This window comes from Streptomyces sp. NBC_01237 (assembly GCF_035917275.1).
GTDB lineage: Bacteria > Actinomycetota > Actinomycetes > Streptomycetales > Streptomycetaceae > Streptomyces.
Genome location: NZ_CP108508.1, coordinates 16,866 through 31,981, shown reverse-complemented (window position 1 = coordinate 31,981; position 15,116 = coordinate 16,866). Strand labels below are relative to the sequence as shown.

The 15,116-nt window shown below is 65.3% G+C and carries 13 protein-coding genes and 2 pseudogenes; 6 read left to right on the top strand and 9 right to left on the bottom strand.

Features of this window, described 5'->3' with window-relative positions:
• Positions 1 to 132: 132 nt before the first annotated feature.
• Together OG251_RS00185 and OG251_RS00180 are read right to left on the bottom strand one after the other, a co-directional pair.
• Positions 133 to 1,479 carry a cytochrome P450 gene (locus tag OG251_RS00185; protein WP_326674863.1) on the bottom strand — a complete coding sequence of 449 codons (1,347 nt, stop codon included), beginning with the start codon at positions 1,477 to 1,479 and terminating at the stop codon, positions 133 to 135.
• Positions 1,480 to 1,761: 282 nt separating this feature from the next.
• Positions 1,762 to 2,793: a terpene synthase family protein gene (locus tag OG251_RS00180; RefSeq protein ID WP_326674861.1), complete on the bottom strand. Its 1,032-nt coding sequence runs from the start codon at positions 2,791 to 2,793 to the stop codon at positions 1,762 to 1,764.
• A 277-nt stretch (positions 2,794 to 3,070) separates the two neighbouring features.
• Here OG251_RS00180 and OG251_RS00175 point away from each other — a divergent pair, with 277 nt between their 5' ends.
• Positions 3,071 to 3,304 carry a hypothetical protein gene (locus OG251_RS00175; RefSeq protein WP_326674860.1) on the top strand — a complete coding sequence of 78 codons (234 nt, stop codon included), beginning with the start codon at positions 3,071 to 3,073 and terminating at the stop codon, positions 3,302 to 3,304.
• A gap of 18 nt (positions 3,305 to 3,322) precedes the next feature.
• On the opposite strand, the gene OG251_RS00170 is transcribed toward OG251_RS00175, so the two are convergent.
• Positions 3,323 to 4,522 (bottom strand): IS110 family transposase, encoded by a 1,200-nt coding sequence (locus OG251_RS00170; RefSeq protein WP_326674859.1) that lies wholly within the window; start codon positions 4,520 to 4,522, stop codon positions 3,323 to 3,325.
• Positions 4,523 to 4,939: 417 nt separating this feature from the next.
• On the opposite strand from OG251_RS00170, the pseudogene OG251_RS00165 reads away from it, so the two are divergent.
• Both OG251_RS00165 and OG251_RS00160 read left to right on the top strand, forming a co-directional pair.
• Positions 4,940 to 6,150, top strand: a pseudogene (locus tag OG251_RS00165) (IS110 family transposase).
• An 87-nt stretch (positions 6,151 to 6,237) separates the two neighbouring features.
• Positions 6,238 to 6,939, top strand: a complete 702-nt coding sequence (locus OG251_RS00160) for a site-specific integrase (RefSeq protein WP_326674858.1) — start codon at positions 6,238 to 6,240, stop codon at positions 6,937 to 6,939.
• Positions 6,940 to 6,960: 21 nt separating this feature from the next.
• Here the strand turns inward: OG251_RS00160 and OG251_RS00155 are convergent, their stop codons facing one another.
• From OG251_RS00155 to OG251_RS00135, 5 genes are all read right to left on the bottom strand, one after another.
• Entirely contained in the window at positions 6,961 to 7,569 is a 609-nt protein-coding gene (locus OG251_RS00155) for a DUF6000 family protein (RefSeq protein ID WP_326681101.1), read from the bottom strand.
• 189 nt (positions 7,570 to 7,758) lie between these two features.
• Entirely contained in the window at positions 7,759 to 8,124 is a 366-nt protein-coding gene (locus OG251_RS00150; protein WP_326674856.1) for a glyoxalase, read from the bottom strand.
• A gap of 56 nt (positions 8,125 to 8,180) precedes the next feature.
• Entirely contained in the window at positions 8,181 to 8,690 is a 510-nt protein-coding gene (locus tag OG251_RS00145) for an SMP-30/gluconolactonase/LRE family protein (protein WP_442818287.1), read from the bottom strand.
• Positions 8,691 to 8,776: 86 nt separating this feature from the next.
• Entirely contained in the window at positions 8,777 to 8,980 is a 204-nt protein-coding gene (locus tag OG251_RS00140) for a hypothetical protein (protein WP_326681534.1), read from the bottom strand.
• Positions 8,981 to 9,585: 605 nt separating this feature from the next.
• Entirely contained in the window at positions 9,586 to 10,035 is a 450-nt protein-coding gene (locus OG251_RS00135) for a hypothetical protein (RefSeq protein ID WP_326674855.1), read from the bottom strand.
• Between the two features lie 478 nt (positions 10,036 to 10,513).
• Here OG251_RS00135 and OG251_RS00130 point away from each other — a divergent pair.
• Positions 10,514 to 10,803 (top strand): annotated as a pseudogene (locus tag OG251_RS00130) (transposase); the annotation flags it as partial.
• Positions 10,804 to 10,830: 27 nt separating this feature from the next.
• Here OG251_RS00130 and OG251_RS00125 read toward each other — a convergent pair.
• Positions 10,831 to 11,232, bottom strand: coding sequence for a hypothetical protein (locus tag OG251_RS00125; protein ID WP_326674853.1), 402 nt, complete (start codon positions 11,230 to 11,232; stop codon positions 10,831 to 10,833).
• Between the two features lie 798 nt (positions 11,233 to 12,030).
• Between OG251_RS00125 and OG251_RS00120 the strand changes: the two genes are divergently transcribed.
• Together OG251_RS00120 and OG251_RS00115 are read left to right on the top strand one after the other, a co-directional pair.
• Complete coding sequence (locus tag OG251_RS00120; RefSeq protein WP_326674851.1) at positions 12,031 to 14,193, top strand: hypothetical protein; 2,163 nt, start codon at positions 12,031 to 12,033, stop codon at positions 14,191 to 14,193.
• Positions 14,156 to 14,728 (top strand): hypothetical protein, encoded by a 573-nt coding sequence (locus tag OG251_RS00115; protein ID WP_326674850.1) that lies wholly within the window; start codon positions 14,156 to 14,158, stop codon positions 14,726 to 14,728. The genes OG251_RS00120 and OG251_RS00115 overlap by 38 nt, the downstream gene beginning before the upstream one ends.
• Positions 14,729 to 15,116 lie beyond the last annotated feature (388 nt).

Below are 15,116 nucleotides of genomic sequence, written 5' to 3'. Positions count from 1 at the left end.
CCCGGCCTCCAGCTTCGAGACGATGTCGTCGGCCTGCTCGTTCGAGAGCCCGGCGGCGGCCAGGGCCTGGAAGACGGTTGTGGGCTGAGTGAAGCCGACGCGGGGTGTGCAGGGTTCGGGACCCGGGCGGTGCTATGTGCGGGGCCTGAGGCGCATGTGCAGCCGTTGCGGGCTGAGTGTGAGGGCCAGGGCGGGGCGGACGGGGCGGCCGGGCAGGGGTTCCAGGCGCCATCGTGCGGCGATCGTGGCCAGGATGATGACGGCTTCGGTGATGCCGAACTGGTCGCCGACGCACTTGCGGGCGCCTCCGCCGAACGGGATGAAGGAGCCGTCCGGTGGGTTGAGGTGGCGGGAGCTGCCCCACCGGTCGGGGTCGAATTGCTCGGGGTTGTCGTACTGGTCGGTTCGGTGGTGGATGAGATAGGGGCTGAAGAAGACGGCCGTGCCGGCGCGGACGGGGTGCGTGCCGAGGTGTGTGTCGGTGGTGGTGGTGCGGCTGACGAGCCAGGCTGGCGGATAGCATCGCAGGGATTCCATGAGGACGCGGCGTGTGTATTCCAGCCTGGGCACGTCGTCGAGTGTGGCTGCGGCGCCGGCGAGAACGCTGTCGGCCTCGGCGTGGAGCTGTTCTTCGATGTGGGGATGCTGGGCCAGTGCGTGCAGTGCCCATGCCAGGGTGGCGGCCGCGGTCTCGATGCCGGCGAAGAAGAAGGCCATCAGCTGGTCGATGACCTCGGCGTCGGAAAGGTTCTGGTCATGGCCGTCTTCGGGGGAATCGGGGCTGCCGAGGAGTACGGACAGCAGGTCGTCGTGGCCGGTGGCGGCGGAGCGGCGGTCTGCGGTGGCGCGGGCCATGGTCTGGCGCAGGCGGGATCGGGCCTGGTAGTAGCGGCGGTTGCCGGGGGTGGGGAGCGTGTTCAGGCGCGGTGGTGTGATCATGCGCCGGAAGATGCCGTCCGTGATGGCGCCGAGGTCCTCCAGTACCCCGGTGATGGCGGTGGGGTTGAGGGTGTCGGCGAACATGGTTGCCACCAGGCCCTGGGCGACGATGTTCTGCATCTCGGTATAGGCGTCGATGGTCTGGCCGTCGGTCCACGAGCCGGTGGCGGTGTCGGTCTGTTCGGTCATCAGGCGGGCGTACGCGGGCAGGCGGGCAGGGTGGAAGGCGGGCTGGACCAGCCGTCGCTGGCGGCGGTGGTCGGTATGGGGGCAGAGGGGCAGGCCGTTGCCCAGGACTTCCCTGCCCTGGTCGAATGCCGGGCCGCCTTTGTCGAAGGTGCGGTCGTTGACCAGGACGTGGCGGGTCAGTCCCGGGTCGCACACCAGAAGGGCCTTCATGGGGCCGATTCGGATGTGGACCAGGTCTCCGCGGGCGGGCAGTGAGGTGAGGAATTTCAGGGGGTCGCGTACCAGTGGCAGGAGGTGGCCGAGGAGAGGCAGCGCTCCCGGTGCCTGGCTGATCGGAATGTTCGTTGTCATAGCTGTCCACTCTCCGGTCGGCGGTGCGGTGGATGAAGCGGGGACGCGGGGTGCGCGGGGCCGGTTGCTGCGGGTGGAGCCCGGTGCCGGATCCGAGGAGGCGGATCCCGCGACCCCGCCGGTTCAACCCGGTGCGCCCTGGGTGCTTGGGGCTTGGCGCGTGCGGGCGTGGAACGGCACTGCCCGGTGACCTGCTGTCCGTCATGGGGCATCCTCGGCGGCGCCGGGCATGGCCGGCGGGGATTCTGTGCGGGGCCTGTGCCGCGGTTGCTGTCGGGGTCGTCAGATGAGTGTGGCGAGGTGCTGCACGGGGCCGGTCGCCGGGTCGCGCGGTCGGTGTAGCGGGCGGTTTCCTCTGCCCAGAGGGCGTTGCCGGTCATCCAGGTCTTGAGTCCTTCGACCATTTTGGTGAGGGCTTGGCGGTCGTCGGGCTGCAGGTGGGGGTAGAGGACGGCCTCGGCGCGGCTCTCGGCGGCGAGGAACCGTCCGACCTGGACGTCGGCCCGCTGGGCAGCCGAGATCGGCGGCTTCCTGCAAGGAGACGTCGAGTTTGCTGGTCAGGACCACGACATAGTTGCAGAGGTCGTTGAGGCGGATCTCCTTGGGCGCGGAGTACAGGTCGTTGACCCAGGCCACGACGTGGGAGGCGGCTTCGCGCATGGTCGCGACGTCCGGGTTGCGGATCAGGTGTTCGGGCACCGGCCTGGCGGTGGCGACCTCGATGAGGTCGGCGGAGACGTACATGGCACTGGTCAGGAGCCGGTGGGCGCAGTACGCGTCCTCGTCGAAGGGGGGTTCGGAGGAGTTGATCTCCGACTGGCGGACGTGCGAGTAGAGGTAGTCGGTCATGTCGTGGACGAGGCGGTTGGTCCACGCGGCGGTCATGCCCGGCCGGGTGCGGGCCCACAGGTCGGCCAGTCCTTCCCGGATCCTCGGCACCGCGAGGACGTCGCCCACCCGGTGGGGCCCGGTTTGCGGGGCGGTGCCGAGGAAGGGGGCGATGAACTGGTCGGCGATCTCGGTGGCCACCTCCGGGTCGCGGGCCTCCACCGTGTCGTCCAGGACGTCCTCCAGGATGAAGTAGGCGCTCATCCAGTCCGCCAGGACGTATAAACGGCCGACGGAGGCGTGGGGATAGACCCGGGCGGCCAGCCTTCCGAGCAGGAACGAGTCGCAGACCTCCCGCGCTTTCGGGCTGTTGGCGATCATGCCCATTTCCTGTACCCACGCCTGCGTGTGCTGCTGGGCGCGGTCTTCGTGGGGGTGGAGCCTGGACGGCAGATCAAGGCGGAGCTGAGGGACTGCGAGATCCATGATCACTCCCTGGTCCTTGTCCTGACAGTGGCGGGGCAGCGGGCCGCCGGTTCCTTTCCTTTCAAGAGAGCCAGTCCCACCCCAGGAAGGGAAGGACTCGGTAACCAAAAGGGCGTGAACGTGTTGAACGGTCCTGTGCAGGCGAACCAGGGGGCGGGCCAGACCAAGGCCCGCTAGGAAAAGCACCCTGAGGGCGGGGGCGCCCCTATGTGTTTGGTCAAGGTCCAAGGCCAGTAGGTTCGTGCGGTCAGGGGCGGGCCGAGCGGTAGGGGTGTGCATGAGTGATAGCCAGGTCACGATCAAGCTCACGAGTGACGAGGCACTGGTGCTGTCGCGCTGGCTGGAGAAGCTCCAGATGACGGACCTCAGCCGAGTTGTCGACGATCCAGCGGTCTGGGCGCCGATCCATCGGATCGCCGCAACACTCGACAAGACCCTTCCGGAACTGTTCGCGTCTAACTATGACCAGCGGCTTGCGGCCGCTCGGCAGCGGCTTCGGCCGGAGGACTGACCAAGCAGTCCGGACTTCTCATCTGGCCGTAGCCGGTTGGGGCTCGTAGAAGGTTCCGTCGCGGAGCATCGCGAAGAGGACGTCGGCCCGGCGTCGGGCGAGGCAGAGCAGGGCCTGTGTGTGGTGCTTGCCCTGGGCGATCTTCTTGTCGTAGTAGGACCGGGATGCCGGGTCGCCGAGTGCGGCGAATGCGGAGAGAAAGAAGGCCCGTTTGAGCTGCTTGTTTCCCCTCCTGGAGGGCTGTTCGCCTCGGATCGAGGAGCCCGAGCTCCGGGTCGCGGGGGCGAGACCCGCGTAGGCGGCAAGGTGGCCGGCGGTCGGGAAGGTGCTGCCGTCACCGACCTCGATCAGGATCCGGGCTCCGGTCCTGACGCCGACCCCCGTCATCGACCTCAGGACTTTCGAAAGAGGGTGGGCCTCCAGCAGTTCCTCGATCCGACCGGCCAGCAGCTTGCGCTGGTCGAGGACGGCGGCCAGGGATCCGGCCAGGCTCGGGACGATCAACGCGGCCGCCTCGGTGCCCGGGACCGTCACGGTCTGCTCGTCCAGGGCGGTGAAGATCTCCTCGACCAGTCGCTCGGCCATCCTCGGCGCCTTCGGCCGCATCAGTGTGGCCAACCGCCGCCGGCCCGCCTTGTGTATCTGTGCCGGTGAACCGAACCGTTCCAGCAGCGTGAGGACGGCCGGGTGCTGCAACCGCGGCCCCAAGACCCGTTCCAGCGACGGGTGGATCTGGGTGAGCAGGCCATGCAGCCGGTTCGCGACGCGGGTGGCCTCGCCGGCCAGGTCGTCGTAGCCGACGATCATCTCCAGCTCGGCGATCGTCTCGTCCTTGCCGTCGATCACCCGCAGCGTGTGGGGCATCGCGCGGGCCGCGTCCGCGATGATGAACGCGTCCCGCGCATCCGTCTTCGCCTCACCCGGATAGAGGTCGGCGATCCGCCGCATCGTCAGCCCCGGCAGATAGGCGACCGGGCAGCCCATGTCCCGCGCGACCGCCAGCGGCAGGGCTCCGATCGAGACCGGCTGATCGACCACGACCAGCACCGTTCCGTGCTTGGCCTGGAGTTTCGCGAACAGCTCGCGGAGCTTGGGCTCGGTGTTGGGCAGGCGCTTGTCGAACGCCTTCTTTCCGGCCGGGGTGACGGCGGTGGCGTGGTGTTCGCCCTTGCCGACGTCCAAGCCGAGGAAGACGTCGATGTCGCCGGTGCCGATCACGTGCAGGCCCCTCCGGTCACGCTTTCGTCCGGCCTTGCCTCGGCATCGAGCTGCCACATCCACGTTACGGAGAGCTCTTCCGGCCTGGGTGAAGCCGGTGCTCAAGCCCCTCATCAGCGGTCCGTCGATGCCTTCGGGCCCGGTGACACCACCCCCGTTATGTTCTACGCGGTCCTGCAATGGGGCCGCTGGCCTCCGGGCCCGGTATGACTGTGTCCCCTCTGTTGAACCGATGACCTGGGGGGTGGTGTCGCCGGGCCTGGGGGGTGCTGTCGGAGACGCTGATGAGAGACCCGGCCACCGCCCGGTCCGGCGCAATGCCGGGCAGAGACGTGGGCGGCAGGTCTGCATAACGTGGATGCGCGAGCACGGTGCCAACGCCGAGGCCGGCACGGTCAACACCTCAGGGAGGGTGCGATGTTCAACATTGAAGACGTGGGCGTCTTCCTCGGGATGGACGTCGGCAAGACCGCCCACCACGGCCACGGGCTCACCCCGGCCGGGAAGAAGGTCTTCGACAAGCCGATGCCCAACAGCGAACCCAGGCTGCGGGCCGTCTTCGACAAGCTGATCGCGAAGTTCGGCACGGTGCTGGTGATCGTGGACCAGCCCGCCTCGATCGGCGCTCTGCCGCTGACCGTGGCCCGCGACGCGGGCTGCGAGGTCGCCTACCTGCCCGGACTCGCGATGCGGCGGATCGCCGATCTTTATCCGGGCGAGGCGAAAACGGACGCGAAGGACGCGGCGGTGATCGCGGACGCCGCCCGGACGATGCCCCACGTCCTGCGTTCGCTGGAGCTGACCGACGAGATCACCGCCGAGCTCACGGTCCTGACCGGCTTCGACCAGGACCTCGCGGCCGAGGCGACCCGCACCTCCAACCGGATACGCGGCCTGCTCACCCAGTTCCACCCGTCGCTGGAGCGCGTTCTCGGTCCCCGGCTGGACCACCCGGCCGTCACCTGGCCTCGAACGCTACGGATCCCCGGCCGCCCTGCGGAAGCCGGCCGCCGCAGACTCGTCGAACTCATCCGCCCGAAAGCCCCGCGGATGGCCGTCCGGCTGATCGACGACGTCTTCGACGCTCTCGACGAACAGACCGTCATGGTCCCGGCACGGGCACCCTCGACATCGTGATCCCGTCCCTGGCCGCCTCCCCCGCAGCGGTCCACGACCAGCGCCGGGCCTTGGAAACGCACTTCAGCACCCTGCTGGGGGCCCACCCTCTTCACCCGGTCCTGACCTCGATGCCCGGAGTCGGTGTCAGGACCGCCGCTGTCCTGCTGGTCACCGTCGGCGACGGCACCAGCTTTCCCAGCGCCGCCCACCTCGCCTCCTACGCCGGCCTCGCCCCCACCACCAGATCCTCGGGGACCTCGATCCACGGCGAACACGCACCACGCGGCGGAAACGGGCAGCTCAAACGCGCCATGTTCCTCTCCGCATTCGCCTGCATGAATGCCGACCCGGCCTCCCGCACCTACTACGACCGGCAAAGAGCACGCGGCAAAACCCACACCCAGGCACTCCTCCGCCTCGCCCGCCTACGCATCAGCGTCCTGTTCGCCATGCTCCGCGACGGCACCTTCTACGAGTCCAGAGTCCCCACCACCACCCTCACCGCATGACCATCCCAAACAACCTCATACCCGGCACCACGTCCTTGACGATGGACATAGAGACACCCCCCCCACGAACGCGTCTGGAACCCGCCGATGCCACTGCTGTTCCAGCACCGTATCGGCACCGAGAACCGGGCCATGCACCCGACCTGCATCCGGACCTACATTGTCCAGGCCCTTGCAAGCGCCGGTCTGACCGACGCCAGCGGCGAGCCCCTGACCATGCAGCCGCACGACTTCCGACGAATCTTCATCACCGACGCGGTGATGAACGGAATGCCTCCCCACATCGCACAACTCGTCGCCGGCCACCGTGTGATCGACACGACCATGGGATATCTCGCGGTCTACCCCCGAGAGGTCGTTGAAGCCCACCGCGCCTTCATCGCCCGCCGCCGGGCCTCCCGACCCAGCGAGGAGTACCGCACACCCACCGATGAGGAGGGGGACTCCTTTCTCGGCCACTTCGAGAAGCGGAAACTCTCCATCGGGACCTGCGGCCGGGCATTCTCCACTCCTTGCATTCATGAGCACGTCTGCTTGCGATGCGCCACGCTCCGGCCAGACCCTGCCGAACGACCCCGGCTCATCGAGATCCGCGACAACCTCATCGACCGCATAGCCGAGGCCAAGCGGGAAGGCTGGCTCGGCGAAGGCGAAGGCCTCGAAACCAGCCTCGCCGGCGCCAACGACAAGCTCGTCCAGATGGGCGCCGCCACAGCCCGCGCGGCTTCGGCGGTCGATCTCGGGATGCCCACCTTCAACCAGATCGCGGGACGCGCCACCGACACCTGACGGCCGACACAGTTCTCCGCGTCATGAGCAAGCGTCCCAAGGCCCGCACCATGCGTCGATCGCTGCTCTGGAGCTGTCCGCCCACGCGGTCGCGGTCCCGCGCGTATGCGGAAGCGCATCGACCCACCGTTCCCAGAGGCCGTCCGGAGCAACGAATCGCGCGGAGTGACTTGTGCCCAGCTGGGAATCCAGCCTCATGAGAGCTCCAAGGGCGGGTCCCTGGTCATACCGGCACTCCAACTGCGGAAGATACCGGTCCAAATAGGATACAAGGATGTCCGCATCATCTTGGCTGCCGAACCGGGCGAGCGCAAAGCAGTAACCCTGACCCGCATAGGTGAGTTCACTGGCCAGCAGAAGGCCACCGATGCGTTCACGCCACTCAACCCGCCGAGCCACGCCGACCAACCACGCAGCGGTCAGTCGGGAACGCCATTCATACGCAAGGAGCGCTCTGATCTCCTGGTCGCTCACCTGGAGAGAGTCGGCTTGCAGCGCGCCTACGAAGGCAGCCCGTGCCTCCTCCCCGAGGCGAAGGAAATTACCTCCCAGCAATTCGAGGTATCGCCGTTCACCAGCGACATACCGGGCCACGGCATACTCGTGGCCAACTTCCCGGGGATGCTGCATGCTCATCGCCGCATCATGACCTGCCAAGGAGGCAACCCCACAAGCGGGGTCCCGCGAGATCCGATCCATAGTTCAGAGAATCCGAAGCACACCTCAACTGGGCACTCATCACCATGATGACCCGACGCCTCACCCGCAAAAGCCCCCGCACCAGCCACTGGACGAAAAAGACGCCCTGATCATGAGACGTCAGCAATCACGGACAGGTTCGAGGAACTCAAGCCGATTGCCCAGTTCGTCGAACGCATAGAAGCGATCGTGGCCAGGAAAGTTGTCATCCCAGGTGACGCTCACTCCTTTGTCTTCCAACCGCTTGGCGAGCGCTTGGAGCGAGGTCACAAGGATGCCCGGATGCGCCTTCCTGTTCGGGCGGAAGTCCTCTTCAACCCCCAAGTGAACCTCCAGGCCACCGCCTCGGAACCAGCACCCACCGCGAGCCGCCAGCACCGGCGGCTTCTCGAGCTCTGTCATACCGAGAACGTCTCCCCAGAACTTACGGCAGCTTTCCTCAGCGCCTGGAGGGATCGCAAGCTGCACGTGATGCAGGCCGTCCAAGGCATATCCGAGCGTTCCCCGAGCCACATCTGCTCCCCTGCTAAAGAATCTTGACTTCAAGATAATGAGAGCTGAGTGGTCCTGGCAAGGCGCGGACTCGGCAGATGCCCTCTACCATCCAACCGAGGCGTTTGACAGCGAACCCAGCCGTTACGGCCGTCTGCGGTGAAGGCGGGTCCGTTGGCGATGGTGAGGCCGTCGAGGACCTGGTGGACGGAACCGTCCGGGTCGGTGCGGTAGAGGGATCCGGCGCCGGGGGTGCCGTCGTAGGGCATGCTGCCGGCCCAGAATCTGCCCTGGGGGTCGCACGCGCCGTCGTTTATCCGGGTGTGGGCGGGGGTGTGGTCCTCGGGTCGGGCCAGCCACTCCGTGTGGCCGCCGGGGGCGATCAGGGCGATGCCGGTTCCTGCGGCGGCGATCCAATGGCCCGGACGTCCCTGAACGGGGGCGACCGCGCCGAGCGGGACATCGAGACGCAGCAGTTCGCGTACGGCGGCGGGGGAGGGGCCCCGGGCTTCGAGGAGGCGTCCGGTGAGGATGTCCACAGAGATCAGCCGGCCGTCCACGCGGGCGCCCTCACCCAGTTCGTGGTCGCCCTGGGCCCAGATACCACCGGGGGGTGGTTGTGGTGCATGGGGTCCTCCTTGGTGGGTCAGCGCAGGGTCGTGCCGGGAGGGCTGTCGAGAAGTGCGAGGTCGGCTCGGGTGGGCAGGCCTTCCCAGTCGCCCCGCGTGGTGACGGCGAATGCGCCGGTGGCGGTGGCGCGGTGCGGTCTCCTGTTCGCCGAGTGACGGGTCGTCACCGACGAGGTGCAGCTCATCGGCTCGGCGACGAACGCGTCTCCGGCGCCGATCACGTCCTTGACGGGCCCAGACTCGTACGAGCCGCCTCTGGCGCCCGGCGTAGTGGAGGAAGTCCATCCCTGGATGCTCGAATCCCAGTCGGTTGGAGGTCCGGAGGAGGCTGGTGTCGGCGTGGGCAGGGTTGAGATACGTGTCCACGGCCCGCTTGGCGATACCGCGGTGGTCCGTCGCCAGCGCAAGCCCGACGAGCACCATCCCGAGGCCCAGCAGCAAGGGGTGAGGCCCAGTTCACTGCCGGTCAGATGCCGGCCGTCGCTCACAGCGCGCGTCACGAAATGTGCGCCAGAACCGAGACTCGTGATCAAAGCCACGCGTGAGCACCCCGGAAGAACAGCCCAACGCCGAGAAGGCCCGCGCCCGTGCCGCCCGTCCGGAGACGATGTTCAGCATCCAGTGCGATGCACGGCATCGAGTGGGCTCCACTCAGTGGGCTCCACCCGATGGGCCGCACCGAGTGGACTCCACCGAGTGGACGACACCGTGGTGCGCACCGGATGACGCTGGACGCCACTCTGATGCGCACCACGATGTCCGCCACCGCACCTGGTGCACCGCACTCGATGTCCCGCACCGCACCACCGCCGTCCCCGATGCGCGGCTACGCGGTGGTGCGGTGCGCCGGGTCCGTCTCCATCGCCTGCTTCATCCCCGCGGCCTCCAGTTGGCGCAGGACGTCGGCGACGTCGCCGTGGTCGTCGGTGAGGATGTTCTCGGTGAAGCGGATGATGGTCTGGGCGATGCCCGGCGGGAAGGCCAGACAGGCGCCGTCGGCGTGGCACAGGACCTCCAGGAGTAGGCGCCCGAGCGCCGCCGCGAGGAAGGAGTGCGCGCACGGCTCCTCTTCGCAGTCGTCCACGGCGGTGACCGGGATGATGACGCGCGCGGCGACGTCCAGGAGCAGCCGGCGCATCTCGGGGCCCGTGTCGTTGGCGACCGCGCCAGCGGTGTCGATGTCGCCGGCCTGCAACGCCCGGATGTAGGCGAAGGCGTCGGCGACGTCGTCCAGCTCCATAGGGGCGAGCGGGGTGGTGACGGTGTTCTCGGGCATGACAGCTCCTCACGTTCGGGCCGCCCTGCTGTGTGCGGCGGCCTCGAAGACACCTTCGAACCGCAGCCCTGTGGACAGGGTCCGAACACCGACGGTGAGCAGCCACGGCCCAGCCGCACTGTGGAGTTGGCGGCTGTTCGCGGTGGGTGGCGGAGGCTCTGGGTTGATCGCCTGAGCTGAGTCGTCGCTGTCCTGTCGCATTGAAGCTGTCGGATTCTCACGGCTTCTCGTTCGTATTGGGATACTGGCCCCATGACCGATTGGGAGCACACACCCACACCAGGGCCGGGTGGACCAGTTCTTGGCGGTGCACTCTGCCTTGTCGGCGGAGTCGGGTCGCTCGCGGTCCTGGTGCCCAGTGTCGGATGGGACGAACTTGCCTGGTTCTGTGCTGGGGTCGTACTGCTCGGTGCGGTGCTTCTGACAGTCGGAAGCACCAAGTTCCTCCGAGCGCGTTGCGGTTCAACAAACGACCGCTGAGAAGGCGTGGGCCGACAGCGGCTACCGCACCAAGGCCATCGACCACGGCGCCCGCCTGGGCATCGACGTCGAAGTCACCCGCCGCGCCCCCGCCCGCAAGGGCTTCAAGGTGATCCCGCGACGCTGGGTCGTCGAGCGGACCTTCGGCTGGCTCATGCACCACCGCAGCCTCGCCCGCGACTACGAAACCCACCCCCACCGCTCCGAAGCCATGATCCAACTGCGATGATCGACCTCGTGAGCCGCAGACTCACCCGAGAATCAACCCACAACTGGCGCGACAGCTGACCGGCCGCAGAGTCGGGTTCCTGCGAATCACAGCAGGTAGGGCCAAAGGCTGACGCTGGTCCGCTCCACACTGATCTCGACAAACGTTCCATCGACAGCAGTCGAAGGCGGCGGGTCGGCGAGGTCGAACAGGATGAGGGTTCCAGCTACTTCCAACACGGCTCCGCCATCACCCGTCAGGCTCAGCCGCCCCCGAAAGACGATCCGACCGTCCTCCTCCTCATCCACCCCGGGTGAATATGAAGTGGCCGGTCGAGTATTGACGCCCCAGGCCACATCCCCTTCAACAGTCCACTCCACATGATGTTCGCGGCCCACCCCCGTCGGATCGCCGCACCAGAACGCCACAGCGGCACCCGCCTCCGAGCGCACCCGAACCGTCACGCGTCCTTCGGCGACTTGCCCCACCGCTTCCACCTGGACCAACACCCCGCAATCATCCACGGCAGCACTGCATTCCCAAACACCTTCGCCAGGGCAAAACGTTCTTTCAGTGCTGGGATCGGTCCTGTATGACGACCGGGCGCGAGATGGAGTCTGGGCCGATGACGTTCACGACACGAGTTCCACATGCAACAGGCGGGCGGCAACGTCGCTGCGGGCAGCGGGAGTTCATCGAGCCGCGGGAACCGAGCCCCGCCCTGGGGCAAGTCCGACGGACGCGCCTGGAACTGGGTGAATGCCGTCGGCACGCGAGGAATCAGTATGAAATCACCTTCGGATTGCTCCTCGTCTCGGCTGCCTGGATCCGTAACTCCTCGCGAACTGCTGCCGTCAGCCCGCCCCTTGCGGATGCCGCATGTCTCCGGGCGGTGATAGCGCAGCCAACGGCCAGCCACCACCACGAGTTCAACTGCAATGGCCGTTGTTACACCTACATAGAGTAAAGATTGAGTAAATTCATGCCCTTCTGTCGCCTGCGCCCCAGCCACCACAATCCCTCCCCGGGCGGTAATCCCCGAAGGAAACCTCGACCGCGGCCCGGCAGTGCCTATACAAAAGGTGCATAAGTGCACACCGAAGCGATACAAATGGAATTTGATACTCCGCTTGACTCGGCCCTCTCTGGCCGTACCCAGTGACACGAGTCAATCTGTGCTTAGACTTGCCGGAATCGAACTCGCCCAGAGCTAAAAAGAATGAGGGATTATGTCCGCTTCTCGAATAAGAAGATTTCGAGGGACTGCCATCCAATCAGCGTTTGCCGTCATCGTGATGGCTGGTTGCTTGACAGTGGTTCCGGAAGTTATTGCCCCCACGGACGCTTCAGCTGATGAATGCAAGTCGAACGTTGCGACCTATGTGGTGGGGCCCATTGGTTCCGGTGGTTTGCTGAAACGATCCATCCAGAAATATGTGGACTGGGATCCGCAAGGTGGCGGCACCGCAGCCCCGCTTGCCGAATCTCCGGATGCGGTCGGAGAAATACCCATTTTCAGTAAAGTATTCACAGCCGGTAACGGCTTGATATATGAGACAACCAATGACGGCAAGTTGAACGTCTACAAGGATCAGACAGATTCTGGCGGACCTCTACTCAAGCTCGTGAAAACTCACACAGCTCCATGGAAGCGATTCAAGCAGATCTGGTCCAACGGCCCATTGATTCATGTGGCGAACAATGAAGGAGGGATCGACCGGTATTCACAGAGCGATCCCGTGAACGGTACTGGCGCAATCACAAAAATCAACATGGCAATTCCCCCCGGGGCAGAAACAATATCGGAAATCGCATCGGCTGACGATGTCTGGTCCGTCGGTAATTCCATCTACACACTCAAAAATGGCACCGTACGTCAATGGCGCAGCTACAGCGGCGGGCTGATGGCGGTGAAAGTCGTCGCAACAGGCCTGACGGGCGCCCTTCAAGGCTGGAGTCCTGGTCCCGGAACTTTCTACACAATGAGTAACGACGAAGAGAGTGAGGGTGTGGTCAAGAGCTATACCGAGTCTCCTTTCGCGCAGGTCAACGGTGAAGTCAGAACCGGAATTTCTGGGCGTGCAATGGCAGATGTGGCCTCCTGTCTCGCACCTGCCGACCCCAGCGCCAAACCGTTCTCCAGCATTCCCGAAGACCCCGACGTGCCGGCTGTACCTGCGGAAGGCGCTGAACCCCTTCCACTGACCAGTCCATCCGTCTTCTCCGGCAAGTTCACCCTGGGCAACGGCGCTCCCGCAAGCGGCCTTCCCGTTCTGTTGGAAGCCATTGATGTAGTGCCGGAGAACGGATCGGCGATCACACTTCCCACCCTCGGCAAAACAGTGACTGCTGCGGATGGAACCTGGTCGATACCGCTCCCGTCCGCGCTGCCCGCCGATGTCGAGCAGGCAGCCGCAGAGAACGGCGGGGTGGTCAACGCTGTCGCTACAGTGGCCGGGCAGACCAGCAGTGGTATCCAGATGGCCGGAGTCTCGCATCTCTCCGCTGCCCCCGTTGCCGCCGCACCTGAGGTGCAGGCCCGTGTCGCTGACGCCGAGGTGGTACCCGCGGCATTGCAGCCGGCATCGAGCATCAGCGGGTCCGACGAGCCGACGTCCCTGGCCGACAGCACGGCCAACCCGCGCGACGCCCAGTACGCCCAGAGCTGGGGATCGAAGCTGGACGCCACTCTGGCTGACCGGAACGGTGACTCGCCTCTGCCGAAGTGGCAGAGCGCCACGGGGGACGTACCCACTGAAGATCCCTACATCATCAATGGTGTGAATACCGCTTCGATGCCCATCGAAGCGAAGGACGGCGGCTGCGACAGGACAAAGTCAGAGGTTATCGATAAAAAGATCTACTACACCACCGTCGGAGAAGCCCACGCATTTTGGGATGCAAAAGCGTCTTTCGACTACGACAACAAGGTCTCGTCCACGGTGGAAACAGCTGCCAAGGTCGGGTCGAAATGGACTGTCACAGGATCAGTGACCCTCGGATCCTCCATCGGAAGCTCCACCGGCTACACGAACAAGGGTTCCTACTACGCTAAGCAGTGGAAGATCCCTCTCCTGTACACGAAGATCAAGGAAACATGGCGATGCGGGGGTGGCGGCCCCATGACACGCTACGTGATAAAGCCAGGAAAGTACACGGTTCCTGCAGGAGGAGCAACCGGAAAGTACGGCAAGGACGTCAGGCATCTCGACGGGACTAAGTTCTTGAAATCCCCGAAAAAGAACCGAGCCTACGTTACTGCTGGATCCTATTTCCAGATCAGCAAGAACAAGAGCGTCAAGTGGTCAGGGGCCGTCAGCGCCTTCGGCGTCTCCCTCGGGGGCTCCACCAGCTATGACAAGGACCATCGTCAGCGGATCACCGCAGGCAACCTCAAGCACATGAAGCACTACATTTGGGGGGCGAAGGACGGTGTCTCAGGCAAGCCTGGCGTCTTCTACTCGTATTAGGAATACACTCCTCCTGGCCGCAGCCCTCTCGCTTTCGGCATGCACGCCGCAGAGTGCCCCCCGGGAAACAACACAAGTCAGCTCAGGGAGCGCTCTCGAGGAATCTGGCAATCAATCAAGCGGTACAGTCGGAAATGAAAATGCAAAAGTTGGACAGATCTGGTGGTTCGCCCTCCCGATTCCTCTGAACACCAGCAATGGAGACATCGAAATAACTGACGTCTCCATAGTCAGACCTGCAAAAGGTATGAAAATTCTCGAATACGGGGCTTATGATCTGGAGGATACCGAAGGCCTCCCCCTCATGGCTCTTGAAGGAGCCGGGGACGCTCCTGACTTCAAAAAACTGAAAAACTATGCGACCGAGCCGGTCGTGGTAAAGGCCCACAAAGAGAGCGAAATATTCTTCGTGGCCCGGATGAAGATAAATTCTTCTCCGAAGGGAACCAGTCGGTACTGCCGGTTCGACTACACGCAAGAAAAGCGCTCGTACAGTCAGACCCTGGACTGCGAACTCGACCTCCAGACAAACTGACAGCGGAACCATTTGCGCAGCCGCATGCTCTAAAGGACATGCGGCTGCGCGGGTGCTCGTGCTCCGGACCCACCCACGTACTCACCCGATGCACTTGACCGTGACCTGGGCAATGTGGACATCCACGAACTGGAGTGGCCGCCACACCGGGCGGAACACTCAGCTCCCGCACCGCACACGGCCGGCGCCCCATACCGCAGACCGTTGTGAAGGCGGTCCGGCGTGCGAGAACGGCTCCGGGCCAGCGGCCCAGCACCACTGCGGCCCGGAGCCGAACGCATGAGCCTCTATCCGGCCGCTCCAGCAAGCCAGCCACGGCGATGGCACCTGGCCGGGCCAGGTCGCCGCTGACGCACCACGCGTCTACGGCGCCAGCATCGAGCACGCC

Coding starts and splice junctions, on each gene's coding strand:
- OG251_RS00160 (WP_326674858.1), top strand. CDS start 6,238: ATGCCACTGCTGTTCCAGCACCGTATCGGCACCGAGAACCGGGCCATG.
- OG251_RS00155 (WP_326681101.1), bottom strand. CDS start 7,569: ATGCAGCATCCCCGGGAAGTTGGCCACGAGTATGCCGTGGCCCGGTAT.
- OG251_RS00180 (WP_326674861.1), bottom strand. CDS start 2,793: ATGGATCTCGCAGTCCCTCAGCTCCGCCTTGATCTGCCGTCCAGGCTC.
- OG251_RS00175 (WP_326674860.1), top strand. CDS start 3,071: ATGAGTGATAGCCAGGTCACGATCAAGCTCACGAGTGACGAGGCACTG.
- OG251_RS00135 (WP_326674855.1), bottom strand. CDS start 10,035: ATGCCCGAGAACACCGTCACCACCCCGCTCGCCCCTATGGAGCTGGAC.
- OG251_RS00185 (WP_326674863.1), bottom strand. CDS start 1,479: ATGACAACGAACATTCCGATCAGCCAGGCACCGGGAGCGCTGCCTCTC.